The organism is Geomonas silvestris, assembly GCF_014193515.1.
GTDB classification, from domain to species: domain Bacteria; phylum Desulfobacterota; class Desulfuromonadia; order Geobacterales; family Geobacteraceae; genus Geomonas; species Geomonas silvestris.
In genome coordinates this window covers 63883-86399 of record NZ_BLXX01000013.1, presented here as the reverse complement: position 1 = coordinate 86399, position 22517 = coordinate 63883, and the positions used below count along the sequence as shown (strand labels likewise).

Here is a 22517-nt window from a genome sequence, read left to right as displayed (position 1 = left end):
CCCGGTCCCTTTTTAGGTCCCTTTCGTCACTTCAGCTCCTTTAGGTCCTTTATCTTTCCAGTGGCCGGTGCAGCCGACTCCCAGTTGGTTTCACCGGCCGTTGTGCGTCTGACGCTCCTGGTTTTTGCAGGCCGCCCAGAACCACACCCGCACCAGCCGGGCCGCGAGGCGGTCGGCGAGCCCGGTGTCCAGAAGGCGCGCCAGGACGCGGTCGTGCAGCTTCAGGAAGGTGCCGCCGGCACCCGGCCGGGCCGTCTCCAGCACCACGTCCAGGAAAAACGGGATCTGCCAGGCGTTGAGCCGCACGAAGTTCCCGGTCTCCAGCCAGAATGCCCGGCGCTCCCTTGCCGGGAGCCGGTCGATCCAGGCGCGCACGGTCCGGTGAAACGGGGCGAGCTCCAGGCGGTGTGCGGCATGCTGGCTGCGGTAGCACCCCTTGAGCTCCTCGATGAGTTCCAGCCGCCCGATGGCCGCCAGGCAGCTGATCATGGCGTTCAGGGTCTGGCGGGGGAGGAGCCCCTCGCTCAGGAAGCGGCGCGGCGAGGTCTTCAGGGTGCCGGGGAAAAGCAGCCAGCGCCCGGTCCGGCGCAGCCGCTCGGCCAGGAAGGTGTCCTCCATGATCGGGAGGCTCTCGTCGAAGGGGCCTAACTCCCGAAAAAGCTCCGCAGACATGAGAAAACCCTGGTCGCCGTGGGTGCATCCGGGGCGGTCCAGGGTTGCCTTGGCTCCGTAGTAGCGGTAGGGGAGGGGGACGGGGCCGGGGACGTCGAACTCGAGTCGGAAGCGGCCGGCCACCCGGTCCCCGCGCGCTTGCGCCGTGGAGAGGGCGTCCAGGGCGTTACGCAGCGCGAGGGGGTCGGAGAGCTCGCAGTCGCAGTGCAGGAATAAAAGCTTGGGGGCCCGGGCCCGGGCGGCCCCGCGGTTCAGCTGGCCGGCACGCCCCCGCGGACCGCTCAAAACGCCGAGCGGAAAGGGGAGCCGGTTGGCGAGGCTTTCGGCGAGAGGGACGCTGCCGTCCTCGGACCCCCCGTCCGAGAGGATCACCTCGAACCGGACCTCTTCCTGGCGGGCCAGACCCGCGAGGAAGGGGAGGAGGGCGGCCGATTCGTTGAGAACCGGCACGATCACCGAAAGCTCAGGGTGCCACTCAAAGGACAAGATTGTCCGCCTTTTCGACCAGGTTGGGGAGGTCGGGTTTGGTCAGGATGTCGCTCGCGCCGAGGTCCTTCCACTTCATCTTGTTGTCGTCGCTGGCCAGCGAGGAGAAGATCACCACCGGGATCTGGTCCAGCATCGACTCCTTGCGCACCAGCGAGGTCAGGTGCAGGCCGTCCATGCGCGGCATCTCGATGTCGGTGATGATCAGGTTGAGCCGGCCTTGGATCCCGCTCCCCTCTTCGCGGCTTTGGTTCATGAGCGCGTTCACCTTGTCCCAGGCCTCCTCGCCGTTCTCCGCTTCCAGCACCTTGTACCCCGCCTCGCGCAGCGAGCTGCAGATGGTTTGGCGGATGAAGTTCGAGTCGTCGGCGACCAGGATGGTTTTCTCGCCGCGGTTCACCGGAGAGTGCGCCAGCATGAGCTCCTGGGTCGGGGTGTGCAGCGCCTCCGCGGAGGAGAGTTCGCCGATGATCTTCTCGAAGTCGAGGATCAGGATGATGCGGTCTTCCATCTTGACCACGCCGGTTATGTTGGCATCGTGGATCGCGCGTACCGGCGGCTCCACGTTCTCCCAGGAGATCCGGTAGATCCGGGAAACCGAGTGCACCAGGATCCCGACGATGATCCGGTTGAACTCGAGGACGATCACCCGGTCGGCGGCGATGCCGTCGGTATCCTTGTTGAGGGCCTGCGACAGGTCGATGAGCGTGATGACCTGGTCGCGCAGCTTGATCATCCCGCTGATGGCGGAGTTCGCGTTGACCACCTTGCGCAGGTTCGGCAGGCGGATGATCTCCCTGACCTTCGCCACGTTGACGCCGAAGAAGCAGGGAATGACGTTCCCCTTGCTGTCGCGCTCGTCGATCCGGAACTCCACGATCTCAAGCTCGTTGGTGCCGCTCTCCAGAAGGATCTTGTTATTCGCTTCCATAAGTGCCCTCGCCTTTGCTGTAATTGCCGATCAGTTCCTCCCTCTTCGGCCTGTCAAGCAAAAACATGAGCAAAATCTGGCAGCATCAGGCGCGCCGCACCTCGACCCGGTTGTCGTAGAAGGTGCTCCCTTCCCCGTCGTCGGTCAGCCGCTGGGAGGTGAGCGCGTTCACGGAGCGTTTGCCCGGTGCGTAGTCGAGCCACCAGACCCCCTCGGCGACCACCACTCCCGTCGGGACCTGGTCGGTCACCTCGAGGCTGAAGGTCACCTCGCCCAACTCGTTGGAGGCGAGGACCGGCTCGCCGCTTGCCAGCCCGCGGGCCGCGGCGTCGGCCGGGTTCATCTTGAGCTGCATCCCCCCCTGCTTGCGGCGCAACTCCTCCTGCTCGTAGAAGGTCGCGTTCAAGGCGTAGGGGTTGGGGGCCGTCATGAGCCGGAAGGGGAGTTTCCCCTCTTCCTCGTGGCTTGGGAGGTACCCGGGGAGCGGGTGGCTCAGCTGCGGGTTTAAGATCTCGATCTTCCCGGAATCGGTGAGCCAGCCGCCGCTGCGTTCCACGGTGAGCTCCACGGCGCGCCCCTCGGCGAGCGCCGCTTCGTCGATCCCCTGGCGCAGCGGGGAGGGGAGCGCGAGGATCCGGTCGATCACCTGGTCCGCCGTCTCCTTAAAGATCGGCTCCTCGAAACCAAGGGCCGCGGCGAGCAGGCCGAAGACCTCCCAGTTGGAGCGGCTCTCCCCCACCGGAGGGATGGCGGCCTGCGCGCGCTGGATGCAGTAGGTGCCGTAGGCGCGGTAGATGTCGCTGTGTTCCAGGGACGAGGTGGCCGGCAGCACCAGGTCGGCGTAGCGCGCCGTGTCGGTCATGAAGCGCTCGTGCACCACGGTGAAGAGGTCCTCGCGGGAGAGCCCCTTGAGGACGGCGTTCTGGTCCGGAGTGACCGCGGCCGGGTTCGAGTGGTAGACGTAGAGGCTCATGACCGGCGGGTCGGCGAGTTCGTTCAGGGCGTGCCCCAGCCGGTTCATGTTGACGAGACGGGTCGGCTGGCGCTGGAAATCCTCGTGGGTGATCTCGCCCATCGCGAAGGCGGTGCCGGTGGAGGTGTCCGGGAACATGCCGCCCCCCGGTTTCCCCCAGGCTCCCACCAGGGCCGGCAGGCAGGAGATGGTGCGCACCGTCATGGCGCCGTTGCCGTAGCGGGACAGGCCGCTTCCCAGCCTGATGAAGGGGGCGCGGGCGCGGCCGAAGCTTAAGGCCAGCTCCTCGATCTCGGCGATCTTAAGTCCGGTGAGCCGTGCGGTCTCCTCGGGTGTGTGGCGCGGCAGCACCTCGCGCTCGAGCTCGGGGTACCCCTGCACCTCGGCTTCCAGGAAGGCGCGGTCCACGAGCCCCTCGCGGGAGAGGATGTGCATGATCCCAAGGGCCAGGGCGCCGTCGCTTCCCGGGCGCACCAGGTAGGTCCGGTCCGCGCTCGAGGCGGTGGGGGTCCGGTAGGTGTCGATGAGCAGCACCCGGCCCCCGTTTTTCTTCACCTGTTTCACCGCGTGCAGGAAATGGATGCTGGTGGCGGCCGCGTTGATCCCCCACAGGATGAGGAGGTCGCTCGAGCCGGCGCTATCCGGGTGCGGCGTCGGGGTGCGCCCCATCACCGCCTGCCACCCCGCCCCCTTGGCCGGCGAGCAGATGGTCCGGTTCAGCCGGGAGGCGCCCAAACGGTGGAAGAAGGGGTGCCCGGCGTTGCGCTGCACCACCCCCATGGTTCCGGCATAGGAGTAGGGGAGGATCGCCTCGGCGCCGAAGCGCTCGACGATGCCGCGCCAGCGTCCGGCGATCTCCGCGATCGCCTCGTCCCAGGAGATCGGGGTGAACTCCCCGCTCCCCTTGGCGCCGGTGCGCTTGAGCGGTTGGGTGAGTCGAAGCGGCGAGTGCACGCTTTTTTCGTAGTGAAGCATCTTCGGGCAGAGCGTCCCGCGGGTGAAGGGGTGCTCCGGGTCGCCAGAGACCTTCACGGCCTGGTCGTTTTCGACCTCGATCAAAAGACCGCAGGTATCGGGGCAGTCGAACGGGCAGACGCTTCGCTTGGTAACGCTCATATCTTCTCCTGAAAAACAGTTCTACGTTCTATGTTCTAAGTTCTACGTTGATAACAGATTGGTGTGTGAAAACCTACGCCGGCTACGCGCGGGTTTGTAGGTCGCTTGACCGGACAACCTGGAGCCTGGAACGTAGCACCTAGAACATAGAACCTAGAACTGTCTTTTTAGTGGTTTTGCCCCCGTTGGGCAACAGAAATCTTTCCCCTTTCTCCTTGCTCCCGGCTCCCCGCTCCTGTATAAAACCGGCATGACCTGCGAACCCGGCACGCCAAAAGTTTCCCTCGCGGAACTCGCCGCCACCTTCTTCCTGATCGGGGCCACCGGTTTCGGCGGCGGCATGGCCATCGTCGCCCTGGTGGAGCGCCGCTGCGTCCAGGAGAAACGCTGGATCGAGCACGACGAGTTCCTGCACGGCATCGCCTTCGGGCAGATCCTCGGCCCCTTTTCCCTCAACATCACCACCTTCGTCGGCTACTACCTGCGCGGTATCCCGGGCGGGATCGTCGCCTCTACCTCGTTCATCGCCCCCTCATTTCTGCTGGTGAGCCTGCTCGGGTTTTTGTACTTCCGCTTCCACCACCTGCCGCAGCTCAACTCCGCCCTGGCGGGCTCCAACCCGGTGGTGATCGCCCTCATCCTGGTCGCCGGGGTCGGCATGATGCGCCACCGGGGGCGCACCCCGGAAAACGCGCTTTTGATGGCCGGTGCCTTTGCCGCTTCGGCGTTTTTTCACCTGGGGGCCTTGAGCGTGCTGCTGGCAGCGGGGTGCTGGGGGCTCTTCAAGGGGTGGCGCTCGGGAAGGAGGCGCTCATGACGGCGCTTCTCAAACTTGCCTGGCTCTTTCTCAAGATAGGGGTGGTATTCGTGGGGGGAGGCTACGTGCTGATCCCGCTTTTGCACCGGATCATGGTGGATGAACTGCACTGGCTCACCCTGAGGGAATTCCTGGACGGCGTGGCACTTTCCCAGCTCACCCCGGGACCGCTCGCCATGCTGGCCACCTTTGCGGGGTTCAAGTGCGCCGGCTTCCTGGGCGCCCTGGTCGCCACCGCCTGCATCTTTCTCCCCTGCACCGCGCTCATGCTCTTTCTCTCCAGCCGCTACGAGAGGTTTCGCCGCATCGACACCATGAAGGACCTGCTGGACGGGGTGCTCCCCGCGGTGGTGGGGCTCGTCTTCGCGGCGGCCTACAACCTCGGGAGGACCTCGCTCTCCCAGCCGCGCGACTTCATCCTGCTCGTCGCCGGGTTCGCGGTGCTCCAGTTCACGACCCTGGCACCCATGGCCGCGATACTTGGAGCAGCCGCGATCGGCTTGATCTTCAACTTCTAGCTTACTTCTTGTGGCACTTGGCGCAGTTGCCGGCCGGTTTGAAGGCCCGCTTGCCGTTGTGACACACGCCGCAGTACTTGCCGGCGTTGATGTCGGCCATCTTCATCTCGGCACCGGGGTGCTTCATCGGGAAGATCTTCGGGTGGCACTCGGAGCACTTGATCCCCTCGCCGGCGTGGTCCTTACCCTTGAAGACCACCTTTCCCATCGAGGTGTTCCACTCCACGCTCTTGCTTGCCGGAACCGCGTAGGCCTGGACCGCCGCGAACGCCACTGCCAGAATCGCTGCCAAAGCTGCCTTTTTCATACCTCTCCCTTTTGCTGCTGGCATTAATAAACGTCTTTTTTCATAGCATAGCAGGCGCCGTTGTCAAGCGCAGGGGCCTGGGTAAGTCTCGGTTAACACCGGGAAATTTTCTGTAAACCTTGCAAAACGCACGGTTTGCAGTTTAATGTGTAAGCAAATTAAAGGGCCAGGGAGCGAGAAAACCGGAACATGCAAGAAGACCACTACTCGGCATATCGGGAGTACCTGCGTAGCGGCATGCGCATCGAGATCGGCATTCCCCTCTCCGGCGGCGGCGTGTTCCGGGACTGGGCGATCATCCAGGAGGGGCGCGAGGACGAGCTCTGGGTGCAGATCTCGCGCGACGTCCTGCCGGCCAACGTGCGCATCGACCTCGGCTTCATCCTGGACGTCAGCATCTGGGTGAAGAAGGAGGTTTACACCTGCTCGGCGATCGTGGTCGAGCGCCAGGGGGGGCGGGTCCTCAAGGTCCAGCTTTTCGGCAGTTTTACCCTGAGGGAGCGGCGCCAGTTTTTCCGCCTCGAACTCAACATGCGTATCAAGTACGCGCTGCTCCCCGTGGTGGACCGCCAGGAGATCGAGAACGACTGGAAGCAGCGCCGGGACCTGGAACACATGAAGTTCCAGGGGTACGACCAGGTGGTGATCGCCGCCCACCAGGCGCGCTACCGCCCCTTCCTCGAGCTCGAGTGGCAGGATCTCCCCTGGTCCGAGATCAACCTGGGGGGCGGCGGGGTGCTGCTGCGGTTTCCCGGGCCGCTGGCGCCTGAGCGCCTGGTCTGCCTGGAGTTGCACCTCCCGATGCGCCCGCTGCGCCGGGTCCAGACGGTGGTCGAGGTGGTGCACGTGATGCCCCCCAGCCAGAAGGACGGCGTCGCCTACTATCCCACCGGTGTGCGCTTCGTGTTGCTGGACGAGCGGGACCGCGACCTGATCTTCCGGCACATCTCGGTGACCCAGATAGCCCACCTGCGCAAGCTCGCCGAGCTGCGGGTCCACGAGATCTCCGACGAGGTGCCGGCCCCCGAGCCCCTCACCCGGCAGCAGATCCTGAACCGGATCCTCTGGTCGCTTCTGGTGCTGATCGTCACCTTCTACCTGGTCCGCTACCTGATCAACTTCCGCGCGGCCGGGAACCCCAACGAAATCAAGAAGACCTACGAGCGCTCCATCAAGCAGTACCGGCACGAGGACCGGTAACTTCCTCTGAACGGGTGCCACGGGGACCTGCCGCACGTCTTCCCGAAGTGCCCCGGGTGCAGCGCGTCCCCCGTCTGGGAAGGTTCATCGGGAATACCGGGAAACCGTCCACCTGGGGTCCCTTCTCCCCTGCGGGAGGGTGAGGGTGAGGGGGAAGGTGCCGCGGCATCCTGGATGGCAGCTTCACCCACCCCCCGGCCCCCTCCCGTCAAGGGAGGGGGGGATGTGGTTCCCAAAACACGGATGAACCTTGCCAAAGTACGACAGGAGATTCGACGCCGTGGCAATGAAGGCTCCCCTCCGTACCAACCGTTGCATCGCCGGAAAAACTCGTCTATCATGGCGACGTCGTGCCGGTGCGATGATCGTCTTTAATTCTGCAGGTCCGGAGGGAACCATGGCCGCCAGGATAACACTCGCAGCGTTTGTGCTTCTTGCTTGGTGCGGTACCGCTCTTTGTGCCGAGCGCTGGAGCAACTTCGCGGAGGATCAGGAGCTTAGGTACTACCTCGATCAGAAGTCGATCATCGCCTTGCCGGACAACGTGTACATCTTCTGGGTCAAGGCGGTCGCCAAGGACCGGGACTACTTCCGCAGGGAGTACAACCAGAGCAACGTCTCTTACATGTTCACCAGCTACGAGCTGGACTGCGCCGTTTCCAGCTACCGGATTCGGGGGACCATCCTGTTCGACAAGAACCGCCGGGAACTCAGCAAGGTCGTTCCCGAGCACGAGCCGGTTTACGAGCCGGTACCGCCCGAGTCGGTGCTCGAACTGGCCCAGGAGGAGATCTGCCAGGACCAGGGGGAGCAGGAAGAGGAGCAGGAACGCGCTGCGCTCCCCTCGATAGCGGCACCGGCGGAGCCGCCGGCCGCTCCGCCGGTCCCGACTGCTCCCGCAGCACCCGAGGAACCCGCGGCTCCCGCAGTGCCGGCCGCCCCGGCGGTCCCGGCGGCCCCCCAGGTTCCGGCCGCTCCGGCCCCGCCCGAGGAGCCCCCTTCACTGCAGTAACGCCGGCAGGGCGCTGTCCGGCAGCCCCTGTGACAACGTGAGCGGGACCCTTAAGACGCGTGATTTCCGGTAGAGCGCCGGTATTTGCGCGTCTTTCGTTTCAGGCCAATGCCGCGTACCACAATTTTCAACCTGGAACCTGGAACCTGGAACCTAGAACGTAGAACCTAGAACGTAGAACTAAAGCAGTTTTCGACACCGAGGAGTATCAGCCATGACCAACATGATCAGCGCTGAGGGGCGCAGACGCCTCCAGGAGCGTTACGACTATCTGTGGGAAAAAGAGCGCCCGCACATGGTGAAGAATATGGCCGACGCGGCCGCCGAAGGGGATCGTTCCGAGAACGCGGAGTACATCTATTCGAAGAAGCGCCTGCGCGAGATCGACCGGGAGCTGAAGCACTTGGGGGACCGGCTCAAGGTGCTCAAGGTCGTCTACCCGCCGCTCAACCCGGCCTCGGTGAGTTTTGGTTGCTGGGTGAGCTACGAGGACGAGGAAGGGGAGGAGCGTTGCTACCAGTTGGTGGGGCCGGACGAGTTCGACGTGAGTGCCGGCAGGATCAGCGTGGATTCTCCGGTGGGGAAGGCCCTCGTGGGGAAGAAGGTGGATGACGAAGTGACCATCCGCCGCCCGGCCGGCGACCTGGTGGTGACCATCCTGGACATCAGCTCCACGAGGCCCAAGTAAACCGGATGCCGTTCTATGTGCTAAGTTCTACGTTCTAGGTTACGTTGAATCTTGGCTCGCTTTTGGCGCGTTCACACGAAGGAGCGTGGGCCCGCCCCTCCCTCACCCAAGCTTCCTAAGCTGCGCCCTGAGCGCCGTCAGGGTGTACGGTTTCTGGATGAAGCCCGCCAGGCCGCACCCCGAGAAACGCGGCGCTATCTCCTGCTCGCTGTAGCCGCTCGAGAGAAAGACCGGTAGAGCCGGGTCCAGCCGGCGCAACTCCTGGAAACACTCCTCGCCGCTCATCTGGGGCATGGTCAGGTCCAATATCACGCAGCGCAGCCCGGCCTCGCAACCGTAGCGCTCCAAGGCCTCCCGGCCGTCCGGGGCGAGTACCGGGATAAACCCCAACTCTTCCAGCATCTCCCCCGCCACCTTGCGTACCGCCTCCTCGTCGTCCACCAAGAGCACCTTCCCCGTACCGCGCCACTCCTGGTCCGCCGCTTCCGGGGCCTCCGCCCCGACCTGCTTCGCGCAGGCCGGCAGCACCACCCTGAAGAGGCTCCCCCCGCCGGGCTCGCTCACCACCTTGATGGCGCCGTGGTGGCCGCGCACGATCCCCAGGACCGCCGCCATTCCCAGGCCGCGCCCGGTGAACTTGGTGGTGAAGAAGGGGTCGAAGATCCTGGCCAGGGTCTCGGGGTCCATGCCACAACCGGTATCGCTCACCTCGAGGAAGACGCAGGGACCCGGCACCAGGTTCTCGGCGAGCCACCCTTCCTTAAGCGACGGATGCTCGGCCGGAAGCAGGCCGGTCTTCACGACGATCTCGCCGCTTTTCTCGCCGATCGCCTCGGAGGCGTTGATGACCAGGTTCATCACCACCTGGTGCAGTTGGGTCACGTCCACCTCGATCGGGGGGAGGTTCCCGGCCAGTTCCAGGCACAGCCGGGCCTTCTTCGAGATGGAGACCTCGAGCAGGTGCAGCATCTCGGTCAACAGGCGGTTTATATCCACCGCCTCGACCACGAACTTGCCGCGCCCCGAGTAGGCCAGCATCTGCCGGGTCAGGTCCGCGGCCCGGGCCGCCGCCTGCTCGATCTGCTGCAGGTTCTTGGCAGCCGGCGAGGTCTCGCCGACGCGCATCAGGGCGAGGTCCGCGTTGCCGATGATGGCCATCAGGATGTTGTTGAAGTCGTGGGCGATCCCACCCGCCAGGACCCCCAGGCTCTCCAGTTTCTGGGCATGCAGGAGCTGCTCTTCCAGCCTGTGCTGCTCCGCCTCGGCCATCTTGCGCTCGGTGACGTCCTGGGCCGCCCAGACCACGGTATCGGCGCTCAGCGGCGAGACGTTGGCCGCGAACCAGACCTCCTCCCCGGCGATCTCCAGCGAGTAGTCGACCGGCACGGTCTTCCCGGTCGCGAGCGCCTCGCGGATCGTGGTCAGGAAGAAGTCCGCCTGTTCCGGGGTGAAGATCTCGAAGACGGTTTTCCCGACCATGGAGGCGGGGCGGTAGAGCCGGCCCGAACTGGTGCTGGCGATCTCCAGGTAGCGCCCCTGCGAGTTGATGATCAGGATGGCGTCGGTGAGTGCGGCGCAGATCGAGCGCAGCTTGTGCTCGGAGGCTACCAGCGCCTCCTGGGCCAGCTCGCGGTCCTTCACCTCCGCCTTCAGGGCGAGGTTCGTCTCGGAGAGCTCCCGGGTTCGCTCGTCAACCATCTGCTGCATGAGCAAAGGCTGCCGGGCCAGCCGGTGCACGGCCAGGGCCACCAGGCCGCTGAACAGGAGCACCACGGCGACCTCGGCCGCGATCACCCGGGGCTGGTACCACCCCCCGACCGGCTCCACCGACAGTCTCCACTCACCGTTGGGGATCTCGATCTTCTGGTTGATGGGGTGCGAAAGGGCCGCGCCGGCCCTGAAGAAGGTGACCCGGCCCCCCTGGTCGGGGTCGAGCCGCGAGATCTCGAAATTGCAGGGAGTGCCGGCGATCTGCTTGATGCCGACCTCCTTCAAAAAGACCGGGATCCGGATCAGCGCGATGCTGAAGCCCCAGAACTCCTGTTCGCCGCGGGCGTCGTGCAGGTAGACCGGCAGCCGCCCCACCACGGCCTCGCCCCCCTGGATCAGCCGGAAGGGCCCGGCCAGGGTGAGCCGGCGGGTATATAGGGCGAGCAGGGCCTCCTTGTTGCGCTTCGGGTCGGTGAGGATGTTGTGTCCCACCGCCCGCTCGTTTCCCTGGATCGGCACCACCTGGGAGATCACCCCCTGGGGGGCGATCATGAGCGCGCTCACCCCGGGGTAGAGCTGCAGCATCTCCCGGGCGAGTTGCTGGAAGTTGGTCAGGTTGCCGTTTTCCTGGCGGATCACCGCGGCAAGCGCGTAGGTCGCGGAGAGGGAGCGGTTCAGGTGTTCCTGGATTTCGAAGGAGGTTTGGCCGGCGAGTTCGGTGACCGACTGGCGCTGGTTCTGGATGCGCTTGCTCTCGAAGAGCCACATCGAGCCGCCGCTGAACGAGAGGGCAACCAAAAGCGCTCCGACGGTCGCAGAGCGGACGCTGCGTAACGGCCGGGATTGCCGGGAGGGGCGGGCGTCGTGGTTTTGGGAGGCTCGATTCAAGGTAGCGATCTCGCGCGTTTTGGAAAGATGCATCTTCATACCTCTTCGGCATCCGGATGACAAGTGTTTAGTTTGTCCGGCCGCAGGGGCGTGCGCAGGCTTTTCTTCGCGCGGCTCTTGGTGTATCTTTTAGAGCCGCGTCTCATCCCCCTGTCGCTCGCCCCCCGGCGCTGCGAGGGGCGAGCCGGCCATTTTTTACACCAGGACCTTACAGGAGACCCCCATGTCCAACGCCATCGCAGGATTGCAGCCCAAGCTGTTCTGGCACTACTTTGCCGCCCTGTCGCGGATTCCGCGTCCCTCCCGGCACGAGCAGCAGGCTGCGCGTTTCGTCCTCCAGGTCGCCGAACAGTTCGGCCTCGAGGCGGAGATGGACGCCTGCGGCAACGTGCTGGTCCGAAAACCGGCCACCCCCGGGCGCGAGACGGTGCCGGGGATCTGCCTGCAGTCCCACCTCGACATGGTCTGCGAGAAAAACCAGGACAAGGTGCACGACTTCTTCCAGGACCCCATCGAGCTGGTGCGCTCCGGTCCGGTCCTCATGGCCAACGGCACCACACTGGGCGCCGACAACGGCGTCGGGGTGGCGGCGAGTCTCGCGGTCCTGGCCGACCGCAACGTAAAGCACGGCCCACTCGAGTTCCTCTTCACCGTGGAGGAGGAGATCGGACTCACCGGGGCGCTCAACCTCACCCCGGGGATGGTCAAGAGCCGGACCCTTTTGAACCTGGACTCCGAGGAGGAGGGGGCGGTCTACGTCGGGTGCGCCGGCGGCCGGGACAGCATCGGCACCTGGCGCCCCAGGCTCGAGGAGGCGCCGGCCGCGAGTGTCGCTGCGGTGCTCGCGGTGAAAGGGCTCAAGGGGGGGCATTCGGGGCTCGACATCGACAAGGGGCTCGGCAACGCGATCAAGACCCTGAACCGGGTGGTGCTGCGGCTGGCGGAACTCGGCGCGCGGCTCTCCGCCCTGGACGGCGGGAAGATGCGTAACGCCATCCCGCGTGAGTGCCGGGGGCTCGTCTACCTCCCCAAGGAGCAGGTCGAGGAGGCCCAGGCGCTGGTGGCGCGGCTCGAGGCCGAGTCGAGAGCGGAACTGCAGCCGGTCGATCCCGAGCTCGTCGTGACCATGATCCTGGCAGACCCGTCGCAGGCCGGCAGCGTCTTGAGCCTGGAGGATCAGGAACGCATCTGTCAGAGCATCGCCGCCCTCCCCAGCGGCGTCATCCGCATGAGCGGCGACATCCCGGGGCTGGTGGAGACCTCGAGTAACGTCTCCGTGGTTGCAACCGGCGCGAGCGAGATCACCCTGGTGACCAGCCAGCGCAGTTCCGTCGCCACCCGTCTGGACGAGGTGGCGCAGAGCGTCGCGGCGATCTTTACGCTGGGGGGGGCGCAGGTGCAGCAAAGCGACGGCTATCCCGGTTGGAAGCCGAACCTCGACTCGCCGATCCTGAAGACCGCCCAGGGGTGCTACCGGGCGCTTTTCGATCGCGAGCTCAAGGTGAAGGCGGTGCACGCCGGTCTCGAGTGCGGCATCCTTGGCGAGCGCGTTCCGGGGCTCGACATGATCTCCTTTGGTCCCACCCTCGAGGCGGTGCATTCGCCCGACGAGAAGATCTACATCGACAGCGTCGGCAAGTTCTGGGCATTCCTGGTGGCGATACTGGAGGCGAGGTAGGGGGCTAGATCTCGCAGATGAAGGGGATATCCAGCGGGAGGATCGGCGTGGTTCCGGCGATCCTCAGGCGCCTGGTGTGTCGGTGCCAGGCGCCGTGGTTCAGGTATTCGAAGCAGATGTCGTGGAGGCCGGCTGGGCAGCGGAAGATGCGCGGCAGGTCTCCCGCCCGGTTTTCCCCCAGGTAGTTCCCGTCCAGGTAGATCCTGCCCCGGCGCAGGCTCGTTGCCGTGAAGTACTCCATGGCCCCCTCCCCAGGTGTTTAAGGTTGGAAAATGCTCATAAAGTATTCAAGACCGTCGCCTTTTGGCAAGCGGTGGGTGGCAAAGCCGGATCAATTTTTCGGTCCGATCCCTCTGATCCCTCTGATCCGTCCGAATCCCGGAACCGTAAGGTAAACTGTCCACGAAGCGACACCGGGGAACTCACGTTCCCCCCTTTGCGAAGGGGGGACAGGGGGGATTTGCTTCTTGCCTCTTCAGCTTACGTCTTCCCCGATCACCTCGACGCTGAGCCCCGCCCCCGGTGCCGAGCGGTACCAGAAGGTCAGCACGACCGCCCCCTCCTGCCAGGGATTATTCCGGTAATCCCGGGCGAAACTGCGCCGATAGTAGCGTACCCGCTCGTCCTTCCCACCCTTGCAGAGCCTGGGCGGCGCTCCGGCCGGTTCCTCCTGCAGCGTCAAAAACGCGGGCCGCGCCCCTCCCGGATACCCCACCTTGCAGTAATCGAAGCAAAGCGCATCCCGAAGGCGTTCCCGCTCCCCTCCCGCCAGGCGTTCCCCGGCAAACTCCCAGAGCTTTTCGAAAAGTACCGCCAAGGAGAGCTGTCCGGCCACCCCCTGCGCTTCGAACCAGACGGCCGCCTCGGCGAGTACCTGCGACAAGGGGGCCTTTTCGGCCAGGACCGCGAGGCTCGCTACAAAGCGGCCGGAGTTGTAGTACTGCTCCACCAGTCGGCTCACCGTCTCGATGCGCCGGATCTCCCAGAAGTCGAGCCAGGGGGTGCTGAGGATCTTGTAGGGTGCCGCCTCGGCGTAGGCGTACCCCTCCTTCCGGGCGATGCCGCGCATCGCGGTCCCCTTCAAGACCTTGAGCGGCTCCACCTGGATATGATCCGGTGCGAGGTCGAAGAGCCCCTGCAGCGAGCCGAGAAATCCCGGGAACCCTTCGCCGGGAAGCCCCGCCACCAGGTCGAGGTGCACCGTGACCGAGGTCTCCCGGATCAGCCGGGCCACCCGTTCGTTCAGTTTTGCGAGGCTCATGTTCCGCTCCACCTGGGCGAGCGTCGCCTCGCCCGCCGACTGCACCCCGATCTCGAAGCGGAACTGCCCCGGCGGCACCTGGGCCAGGAGGGCCAGGTTCTCGTCGGTCAGCAGCTCCGCGGCGATCTCGAAATGGAAGGTGGCGGAAGAGTTCTTCTCCAGGATGAGGCGCCAGATCCGGTCGGCGCGCCGGGCGTCGTAGTTGAAGGTGCGGTCCACCAGCTTCACGGTGCGGGCACCGGCGGCGATCAGGATCTCCAGGTCGCGCTCGATCCGCTCAGCCGAAAAGGAGCGCACCCCGCGTTCCACCGACGAGAGGCAGAAGGCGCAGGAAAACGGGCAGCCGCGCGAGGTCTCGTAGTAGGTAAGCGGCTTCTCGAGGTCGACGAGGCCGGCGGCGAACGGGGAGGGGATACTGTCCAGCTCGGCGAGCGCGGCGCGTTCCGGGTTGGCGATCACCTCGTCCCCGTCGCGGTAGGTGATGCCGGCAAGCTCCTCCAGCGAAGTCGCGTCGCGCCAGGCGCTCAAAAGCTCCCGGCAGGACTCTTCCCCTTCGCCGCGCACGATGCAGTCGATGGCGGGGTTGCGCGCCATGAGTTCGAACGACCCGAAGGAGACCTCCGGCCCCCCGAGGACGATCCGGGTGCGGGGGGCGAGCTTTTTCAGGTCGCTGGCGAGCTTCAGGGTGAGCTCGGTGTTCCAGATGTAGCAGGAGAAAAAGAGCGCGTCCGCGTCGAGCGCGAAGAGTCGGGCCAGCAGTTGGTCCGGCTGCTCGTTCACGGTGAGTTCCAGGATCTGCGATTCGATCCCCTCGAGGTCGGCCACGGCCGCGGCGAGGTAGGGGAGGGCGAGCGAGGAGTGCACGTATTTCGCGTGCAGGGTAGCGAACAGGATTTTCATGGCGCGGATTGTAGCCCATCGTGCGCCAAACGGGAAAGGGAAAATCAGGGGGGAAAAGGCGGGGACCAGGGGCTAGCGGCTGATCAATCGTCAATCGTCAATTGTCGCTCGCCTCCTTGGGTCCCTTGAGTCCCTTGCGTCCCTTATGTCCTCTTGCAAAACCACCGAGAACGTCATACCCTACCCCCGCTTGACATCGTCTAAAACAAGGAGACTCACATCATGCTGGGCAACTACGGGTTCAAACTGGGTGTCTGGGAGGCTGCCAAGGCCGAGGCCCGGGCGGTGCTGGTCGAAACGGCCAGGGCCAAGGAGCTCATCACCTGCGCCGCGCTGGTGGCGCGCATCAAGACGGTCGCCCTCACCCCCGACGACCCCCGGCTCACCCGGCTTCTCTTCGAGTTGGGAACCGAGGAGGCCCAGGAAGACCGCCCGCTGCTCCCGGCGCTGGTGGTCCAGGTGCTCGGGGAGATCGAGCCGCGGCTCGAGTTCGTGCTCCTGGCCGAAAAGCTCGGCCGGGACCTCACCAATCCGGCGGCCGCCTGGCGCCGCGAGCTCGACCAGGTCTACTGCCAGTACCACCAGTAATCCCGCCCTCACCGGCGCCCCGTGCCGCCCGCCGGGGCGGCGCGTTTCAGTCAGCGCCGAGGATGGTATCGATCTTTTCGGTCAGATCGTGCACCGCGAACGGCTTCTGCAGGAAGTGGATCCCCTCGTCCAGGTCGCGCCCCTCCACCACCACGTCGAAGGTGTAGCCGGACATGTAGAGCACCTTCGCCTCGGGACGGATCTTCAAGAGCTCCCGGTACAGTTCCGGACCGCTCATGTCCGGCATCACCACGTCGCTCACCAAAAGATCGATGTGGTGCTGGTGCGCGAGCCGCAACGCCTGCATCGGGGTCGCGGCGACCAGGGTCCGGTAGCCGGAACTCACCATGAGATCCGCCACCATGTCCCGCACCACCTCGCTGTCCTCCACCAATAAAAGCCGAGCCTCGCGCGCCCTGATAAGCGGCCGGCGCTTCGGCGCCGCCGATTCTGCGGCCTGGACCTGGCCGCTGACCGGCAGAAACACCTTGAAAATCGTGCCGCGCCCCGGCTCGCTCTCCACCCAGACGTGGCCGTCGTGCTGCTTCACCAGCCCGTAGATGGTCGCCAGCCCGAGCCCGGTCCCCTTGCCGACCCCCTTGGTGGTGAAAAACGGCTCGAAGATGTGGGAGCGGGTCTCCTCGCTCATGCCGCAGCCGTTGTCGATCACCGCCAGTACCAGGTACTCTCCGGGACTCGCCTCGGCGTGCTGCCGGGCGTACTCCTCGTCCAGCACCACCCGCGACGTCTCGATGCGGATCGACCCCTTGTCCCCGATGGCGTCCTGGGCGTTCACCGCGAGGTTCATGACGATCTGCTCCAACTGGTTCATGTCGGCGCGCACCCCCAAGGACTCCTGGCACAGGCAGAGCCGGATGTCGATGCTCTCCCTGATGGTCCGGCGCAGGATCTCGTAGAAGTTGCGCACGACCTCGTTCACGTCCACGGTCTTCATGTCGAGGACCTGCTGGCGCCCGAAACCCAGGAGCTGCTTGATGAGCACCTTCGCCTTGTCGCCGGCCTGGGTGATCAGGTCGACCCGGCGGTAGTGGTTCCCCTCGGGAGGGAGGTCCATCTTGAGGAGCTCGGCGTACCCAAGGATCGGGGTGAGCAGGTTGTTGAAGTCGTGGGCGATGCCGCCGGCCAGGCGCCCCACCGATTCGATCTTCTGGGCCTGGAAGAGCTGCTGCATGAGAAGCTGCTTCTCCTTCTCGGCCTCGCGGCGCTCCGTGATGTCCCGGATGATGGCGCAGTTGTACTCGGCGCCGTTTAGGCACAGGTAGTTCGCGGTGACCTCGACGGGGAACTCGCGGCCGCTGTGGCTGCGGTTCAGGGTCTCGATGGTCAGGGTCCCGTCGCGCTTGAGATCCTCCCAGTGGGTCTGCCAGGAGGCGGCGTCGAAGCGCGGGTTGAGGTCGAGCACCGTCAAGCGGCGCAGCTCTTCGCCGCTGTAGCCGTGCAGCTTGGTCGCCGCGTCGTTCGCGTAGAGGATCCTCGCGTCCGAAGAGATCCAGAGCACCACGTCCGATATCTTCTGCATGATGACTGCCGCCTTCTCCAGTTCCGCCTCGGCCTGCTTGCGCAGCGCTATCTCGTCGGCAAGCTGCCGGTTGCGCAGTTCCAGCTCGCCGGTCCTCAGCTGCACCGTCTCCTCGAGCTGTTCCTGGTATTCGCTCAGCCTGCGTTCGCTCAGCTTCTCCTGCTGGTACTTGCGGTAGCGCAACAGCCCGCTCAACGTGAGGATCCCGCTCAAAAGGGCGCACAGCGCCAGGGTCCCCTTGACCTCCTGGTACCAGGGGGCCAGGTTATCCTCGGTCGAGAGGCCGGCGGCGATGTACATCGGGTAGCCGGAGAGCTTCTGGAAGGAGATCACCCGCTCCACCGAGTCGACACTCCCTTTGGTGCGGTAGGTCCCCTTGCTGCGCCCCGCGCCGACCAGGGCCTTCAGCTCGCGCGAGACCACCTTGCTCCCTACCGTCGGCTTGCCGGAGAGTTCCGGATAGCGCACCACCACGTCGAGGTCCCGGTCGCGCAGGTTGATCACCCCGTCGCGTCCCAGATCAAGCGTTGCGAAGAGGCTGGAGAGGTAGTCGAGGGAGATCGCCGCGTAGGCGATACCGGCGAAGCTGCCGTCCGGGTTGTCCACCCGGGTCGCGACCAGGACCTGCCACTTCTTGGAGAGCATGCCGAGGACCGGTTTGCCGATGACGACGCCCCCTTGCGGATGGTCGCGCAGTTCCTTGAAGTAGTCGCGGTGGCTCAGGTTGATGCGGGGGAGGGTGCTGCTGTGGTCGGCGTAGAGGATGAAACCCTGGGCATCGGCAACCCTGAGCCCGTCCACCTCGGGGAGGCGTGTCTTGTAATCGGCGAGGTAGTTGTGGATCCTGTCCGGGTTGACGCCGCCGCTTCGTGCCTGTTGCTCCATCTCCTTCTTGACCGCGAAGATGGCGACGCTCGCCTTGTCCAGGATCCCGGTAAGGCTTAGGTTGAGCGACTGGGCCAGGTTCTGGGTCTGCACCGCGATCCGGCTGTCGTACTGCTGCTTGCTGCGGTACAGGGACAGCAGGGCCAGCCCGGTCACGGCGACCAGGATGAACATGACGCCGGCCATGAGCCGCACCAGGAAGCGGCGCGAAACCAGGGCGTCTTTTTTCTGTCGCAGATCGGGAGGTTGTTCCATGTCACCTGTCTCACAGGGGAAATATGCTGTACCATCCGTTTCGGCTGTTAGCAGCACTCCCTTTAGTAGGTAAAACGTTGGCGCGTATCGCCCCGCCGAAGTTCCGGGCACGCCAAATCCCGAATTCTATCGTTCTCTTATCGATGAGCCCAGCTGAACATACTTAAAATGATTGCCCCTTGTCCAGTGCAATGTAATAAAATGCAAGACCGCTGTTTCCGTGAAGCTCCGAGATCCTTCCGCCGTTGGGAAGCGGGGACCTCAACTTTCTCCCTTTGCGGCGGGATCATCGGGAAATTCCTGGGAAGCTGGAAAGAGTTGCTCTACGGCACTGCTGGCGGCCTTACGTCCCTTTGCGAAGGGGGGACAAGGGGGGATTTGCCTTACCCAATCCCTACTTCCGCCTACTTCCGCGTGCCGCCCACCCAGCGCAGCCGCCTCTTCATTGCCTATCCGCCAGGACCAGCTATGCTTTGAACGTCCCATTCTAATGGGAAGCTCCGGCCGCCTCCGCTACAGCGAAGGAACCTGGCGCCGGCTGCTCGGAGAACCGTGCAGGCGCAGGAGGGAGAAGATGAGTGAACGGGAACTGTACTGGGTGGTCCGGGACCAGCGTGCGCGATTCGAGGAGCTGGCCGGCAGCGATCCCATGCTCAAGGACCGCCCCCTCAAGCACGACGTGCGCTCGCTGGGGATGCTGCTCGGCACCGTGATCCGCGAGCAGGCGGGGGTCTCGGTCTACGAGGCGGAGGAAGAGCTGCGCCACCTGGCGATCCGGCTGCGCCAGCTCTACGAGGGGGACTCCGAAGCCGGTCCAGGCGGCGAAGAAGGGCGCCAGATCATCGAGCGCATGGTGGCCCTGGTGCGCGGCATGTCCGTCGACGACGCCTACCACATCGTGAAGGCCTTCGGCAGCTACTTCGAGCTCACCAACCTGGCCGAGACGAACCACCGCAAGCGCAGGCTGACCGCCGCGCGGCTCGGTACCGACGACCACGACAAGCCCGGTTCCCTGCGCGGCACGCTGCGCCGTTTGCGCGAGGCGGGACTGAGCGGGGAAGAGGCCCTGGAGCAGCTGAGGCACGTCGAGATCGTTCCCGTCTTTACCGCCCACCCGACTGAGGTCGCGCGCCGGGTGGTGCTCTACAAACGCCGGCGTATCGCCCGGATCCTCGAAGAGCTGGACCGGCTCCCCCTTACCCCGCACGCCGCGGCGCACGGCCAGGGGGAAATCCTCACCGAGATCACCGCCCTCTGGCAGACCGACGAGGTGCGCCGCACCAAGCCGACCGTGCACGACGAGATCAGGATGAGCCTCAACCACTACCCGGGTTCCCTGATCCAGCCCCTGCCGCATTTCTACCAGGACCTGGCCGACGCCTTCCGCGAGGTGTACGACCTGGATCTGAGCGCCACCGAGATCCCCACCCTGGTCCGCTTCGGCTCCTGGACCGGCGGCGACCGGGACGGCAACCCCTTCGTCACCACCGCCACCACCGGCGAGGCCCTGCGCCTGGCGCGCGAGACTATCCTGACCTACTACCTCACCCAGATCGACGAGCTGCGCGAACTGCTCACCATGTCCAGCTGCCGGGTCGCCTTCGCGCCCGAAGTGGCGGAGGCGACCGAGCGCTACTGCCGCGAGTATCCGGCGCTCGCCCCCAAGGTGGCCGGGTACCCGGAATGCGAGCAGTACCGGCGTTTCCTGGCCCTCGTGCTGCACCGGCTCCAGGCGACGCAGCGGGGTCCGCACGACCCCGAGGGATACCCCGACGCCGCCTCCTTCGCCGCCGATCTGAAGCTCGTGCGCAAAAGCCTCGCCGAGCGCGGCGGCGACCGGATGGCCTACCACTACCTCGATCCGCTCCTGCGCCAGGTCGACACCTTCGGGTTCCACCTGCACACCCTGGATATCCGGCAGCACGCCAAGGTGCACGCCCGTGCCGTCGAGGACCTCGCACAGGGCAAAGAGCTCGGTTCGGGAGCGGCCGGGCAGGGGGGCGGGGCGGCACCGGAGACCATCACCCTGCTCGACACCCTGCGCACCCTGGCCGAACTGAAAAGGGGCTATCCGCCCGAGGCGATCAAAAGCTACGTGATCAGCGGCTCCGAGTCCGGAAACGACGTGCGCTCGCTCATCTGGCTCATGGAACTCTGCGGCGTGCAGGTGGCGGCGAGCCCCGATGGGCGCGACCCGGGCGTCATGCCGGTCCCGCTTTTCGAATCGATCAACGACCTGCACAACGCCCCGCGGATCTGCCGGGAACTCTGGCTAAGCCCCGACTACGCGCGCTACCTCGACTCCTGGGGACGGCGCCAGGAGGTGATGCTCGGCTATTCCGATTCCAACAAGGACGGCGGCATGCTGACCAGCACCTGGGAGATCTACAAGGCGCACCGCGCCCTGCAGCAGGTGGCCGTCGAGTGCGGCGTCACCCTTAGGCTCTTCCACGGCCGCGGCGGCACCGTGGGGCGCGGCGGCGGGCCGACCTACCGCGCCATCACCGCCCAGCCCCCCGAAGGGTTCAGCGGCGCCGTCCGGTTGACCGAGCAGGGCGAGGTCATCAACTGGAAGTACTCCGACGCCATCCTGGCCGAGCGCAACCTCGAGCTCATGGTGGCGGCGAGCCTCACCTCGCTCGTTCTCGCGCCCCAGCTGCAGCCGCCGGCCGAGCTACCCTGGGAGGCGACCCTCGAGCGGCTTTCCGAGGCTTCCTACCGCCACTACCGCGAGCGCATCGCCGAGAACCCCGACATCATGCCCTACCTGGAGCAGGCGACGCCACTTTTGGAGTTCGATCTCGCCAAGATCGGCTCCCGGCCCGCCAAGCGCGGGGGGAGCAGGGAGTTGAGCGAGCTGCGCGCCATTCCCTGGGGCTTTGGCTGGATGCAGAGCCGGCACGTGATTCCCGCCTGGTTCGGAGTAGGCTGGGCCGTCGAGGGTTTCCTGGCCGAGGAGCCGGACGGCCTGCGGGTTTTGCAGGAGATGCTCGAGAAAGTCCCCATCTTCAACGACCTGATCCGGAATGTCGAGTTGGCCCTAACAAAGGTTGACCTCCCCCTGGCGAGCCTCTACGCCGAGTTGGTGAGCGACGTGGCCTTGCGCGAGCGCGTCTTCGGGATGGTAGTCGAGGAGTTCCAGCGCACCCGGCGGCAGATCTTGCGGATAACCGGTCAGCAGGCGCTCCTGGAGCAGACCCCGGCGCTCGCGAGGTCCATAAAACTCAGAAACCCCTACGTCGACCCCTTGAGCCTGATCCAGATCGAACTTCTGCGCCGCAGAAGGGCCGGCCAGGGCGATGGCGACATCGACTTCGTCCTAGCGGCGACTATTAACGGGATCGCTTCCGGCCTGAGGAATACAGGGTAGGTGAGGCGGGGACTTGGAGCTGGGGGGATTAGTATGTGGCTGATGACTAGCTCGCCGCGGCTTTGAAACACTATGAAGAAATTGGGAAAATGATTCGGTCGCTTCAGAAATCCCTACGAGCAAAACATGAAGCTTAGCCTGCCGAGCGGCAGTCCCGGCCTTTACACCTCTGCCTTTAAGCCCCTAGTCCCAAGCTCCTGTCTTTTCCCTTGCGCCAGAAAAGTTCCCGTCCGACAATAAATACAAATGGAGCATCCGAAACCGTCGGCCGCAGGACGATTGGCCGGCTGGCGGGAGGAGGCGGTATGGCGCACATATTCGAACCAAGAAGAGGAGCTAGGTCGGCGACTGACGATATCGGCCACAAGGATCAACCCGGCAGTGGCCCGCGCGGAGTAAACGCGCCGACCGAGAATCGTGCAACATTCATTTTTATCATCGTGATCATGGCGATCGTCCTGGTGATCGCGCTGCTGAGAGTGGTGCGGGGAGCCGACCAGGTACAGCAGATTCCGGCACATCGCCTGGAGGCAAGTTTAACGGTAGACCCGCTGGCACGGACCTAGTCCGACAAGCGGCCGGCGGTAAGGAACATCAGAGCCCACGCAAGCTTCGACTTCGCGGGCTTTTCTATGTCTAGAGGCAGGGACTAGGGGCCCCAGATAAACGACGATTCGCTCCAAGAAACTGCTATCCCTTCAGGGAACCTGTTATCGACTTTA

Annotated in this window: 17 protein-coding genes; 9 read left to right on the top strand and 8 right to left on the bottom strand. The window is 65.0% G+C overall.

Annotation, left to right across the window (positions count from 1 at the left end; all coding sequences use genetic code 11):
• Window positions 1–90 precede the first annotated feature (90 nt).
• From GMST_RS18105 to GMST_RS18095, 3 genes are all read right to left on the bottom strand, one after another.
• Window positions 91–1158, bottom strand: coding sequence for a TIGR04283 family arsenosugar biosynthesis glycosyltransferase (locus GMST_RS18105; RefSeq protein WP_183356111.1), 1068 nt, complete (start codon window positions 1156–1158; stop codon window positions 91–93).
• Complete coding sequence (locus GMST_RS18100) at window positions 1148–2089, bottom strand: chemotaxis protein CheV (RefSeq protein ID WP_183356110.1); 942 nt, start codon at window positions 2087–2089, stop codon at window positions 1148–1150. Before GMST_RS18100 ends, GMST_RS18105 begins: the two co-directional genes overlap by 11 nt.
• An 85-nt stretch (window positions 2090–2174) precedes the next feature.
• Window positions 2175–4178 carry a molybdopterin oxidoreductase family protein gene (locus GMST_RS18095; RefSeq protein ID WP_183356109.1) on the bottom strand — a complete coding sequence of 668 codons (2004 nt, stop codon included), beginning with the start codon at window positions 4176–4178 and terminating at the stop codon, window positions 2175–2177.
• A gap of 250 nt (window positions 4179–4428) precedes the next feature.
• On the opposite strand from GMST_RS18095, the gene GMST_RS18090 reads away from it, so the two are divergent.
• Window positions 4429–4995 carry a chromate transporter gene (locus GMST_RS18090; protein WP_183356108.1) on the top strand — a complete coding sequence of 189 codons (567 nt, stop codon included), beginning with the start codon at window positions 4429–4431 and terminating at the stop codon, window positions 4993–4995.
• Entirely contained in the window at window positions 4992–5513 is a 522-nt protein-coding gene (locus GMST_RS18085; RefSeq protein ID WP_183356107.1) for a chromate transporter, read from the top strand. The genes GMST_RS18090 and GMST_RS18085 overlap by 4 nt, the downstream gene beginning before the upstream one ends.
• Before the next feature lies 1 nt (window position 5514).
• Here the strand turns inward: GMST_RS18085 and GMST_RS18080 are convergent, their stop codons facing one another.
• Window positions 5515–5820, bottom strand: a complete 306-nt coding sequence (locus GMST_RS18080; protein ID WP_183356106.1) for a cytochrome c3 family protein — start codon at window positions 5818–5820, stop codon at window positions 5515–5517.
• Between the two features lie 189 nt (window positions 5821–6009).
• Here GMST_RS18080 and GMST_RS18075 point away from each other — a divergent pair, with 189 nt between their 5' ends.
• The 3 genes from GMST_RS18075 (at window position 6010) to GMST_RS18065 (ending at window position 8720) form a co-directional block, all read left to right on the top strand.
• Window positions 6010–7020: a PilZ-like domain-containing protein gene (locus GMST_RS18075; protein ID WP_183356105.1), complete on the top strand. Its 1011-nt coding sequence runs from the start codon at window positions 6010–6012 to the stop codon at window positions 7018–7020.
• Between the two features lie 397 nt (window positions 7021–7417).
• Entirely contained in the window at window positions 7418–8032 is a 615-nt protein-coding gene (locus tag GMST_RS18070; RefSeq protein WP_183356104.1) for a surface-adhesin E family protein, read from the top strand.
• Window positions 8033–8246: 214 nt separating this feature from the next.
• The gene (locus tag GMST_RS18065) at window positions 8247–8720 is read left to right on the top strand and encodes a GreA/GreB family elongation factor (protein ID WP_183356103.1); all 474 of its coding nucleotides are present in this window, start codon (window positions 8247–8249) and stop codon (window positions 8718–8720) included.
• A gap of 102 nt (window positions 8721–8822) precedes the next feature.
• Here GMST_RS18065 and GMST_RS18060 read toward each other — a convergent pair whose 3' ends face one another.
• Complete coding sequence (locus tag GMST_RS18060; RefSeq protein ID WP_183356102.1) at window positions 8823–11351, bottom strand: response regulator; 2529 nt, start codon at window positions 11349–11351, stop codon at window positions 8823–8825.
• A 190-nt stretch (window positions 11352–11541) separates the two neighbouring features.
• Here GMST_RS18060 and GMST_RS18055 point away from each other — a divergent pair, with 190 nt between their 5' ends.
• Complete coding sequence (locus GMST_RS18055; protein ID WP_183356101.1) at window positions 11542–12996, top strand: aminoacyl-histidine dipeptidase; 1455 nt, start codon at window positions 11542–11544, stop codon at window positions 12994–12996.
• Window positions 12997–13000: 4 nt separating this feature from the next.
• Here GMST_RS18055 and GMST_RS18050 read toward each other — a convergent pair whose 3' ends face one another.
• Together GMST_RS18050 and GMST_RS18045 are read right to left on the bottom strand one after the other, a co-directional pair.
• Window positions 13001–13237 carry a hypothetical protein gene (locus GMST_RS18050; RefSeq protein WP_183356100.1) on the bottom strand — a complete coding sequence of 79 codons (237 nt, stop codon included), beginning with the start codon at window positions 13235–13237 and terminating at the stop codon, window positions 13001–13003.
• Window positions 13238–13471: 234 nt separating this feature from the next.
• Window positions 13472–15157, bottom strand: coding sequence for a B12-binding domain-containing radical SAM protein (locus GMST_RS18045; RefSeq protein WP_183356099.1), 1686 nt, complete (start codon window positions 15155–15157; stop codon window positions 13472–13474).
• A 222-nt stretch (window positions 15158–15379) separates the two neighbouring features.
• Between GMST_RS18045 and GMST_RS18040 the strand changes: the two genes are divergently transcribed.
• The gene (locus GMST_RS18040; RefSeq protein ID WP_183356098.1) at window positions 15380–15745 is read left to right on the top strand and encodes a hypothetical protein; all 366 of its coding nucleotides are present in this window, start codon (window positions 15380–15382) and stop codon (window positions 15743–15745) included.
• A 46-nt stretch (window positions 15746–15791) separates the two neighbouring features.
• On the opposite strand, the gene GMST_RS18035 is transcribed toward GMST_RS18040, so the two are convergent.
• Entirely contained in the window at window positions 15792–18425 is a 2634-nt protein-coding gene (locus GMST_RS18035) for a hybrid sensor histidine kinase/response regulator (protein WP_183356097.1), read from the bottom strand.
• Between the two features lie 574 nt (window positions 18426–18999).
• Between GMST_RS18035 and GMST_RS18030 the strand changes: the two genes are divergently transcribed.
• Together GMST_RS18030 and GMST_RS18025 are read left to right on the top strand one after the other, a co-directional pair.
• Window positions 19000–21795, top strand: coding sequence for a phosphoenolpyruvate carboxylase (locus GMST_RS18030; RefSeq protein ID WP_183356096.1), 2796 nt, complete (start codon window positions 19000–19002; stop codon window positions 21793–21795).
• Between the two features lie 305 nt (window positions 21796–22100).
• Entirely contained in the window at window positions 22101–22361 is a 261-nt protein-coding gene (locus GMST_RS18025) for a hypothetical protein (RefSeq protein ID WP_183356095.1), read from the top strand.
• Window positions 22362–22517: the final 156 nt, after the last annotated feature.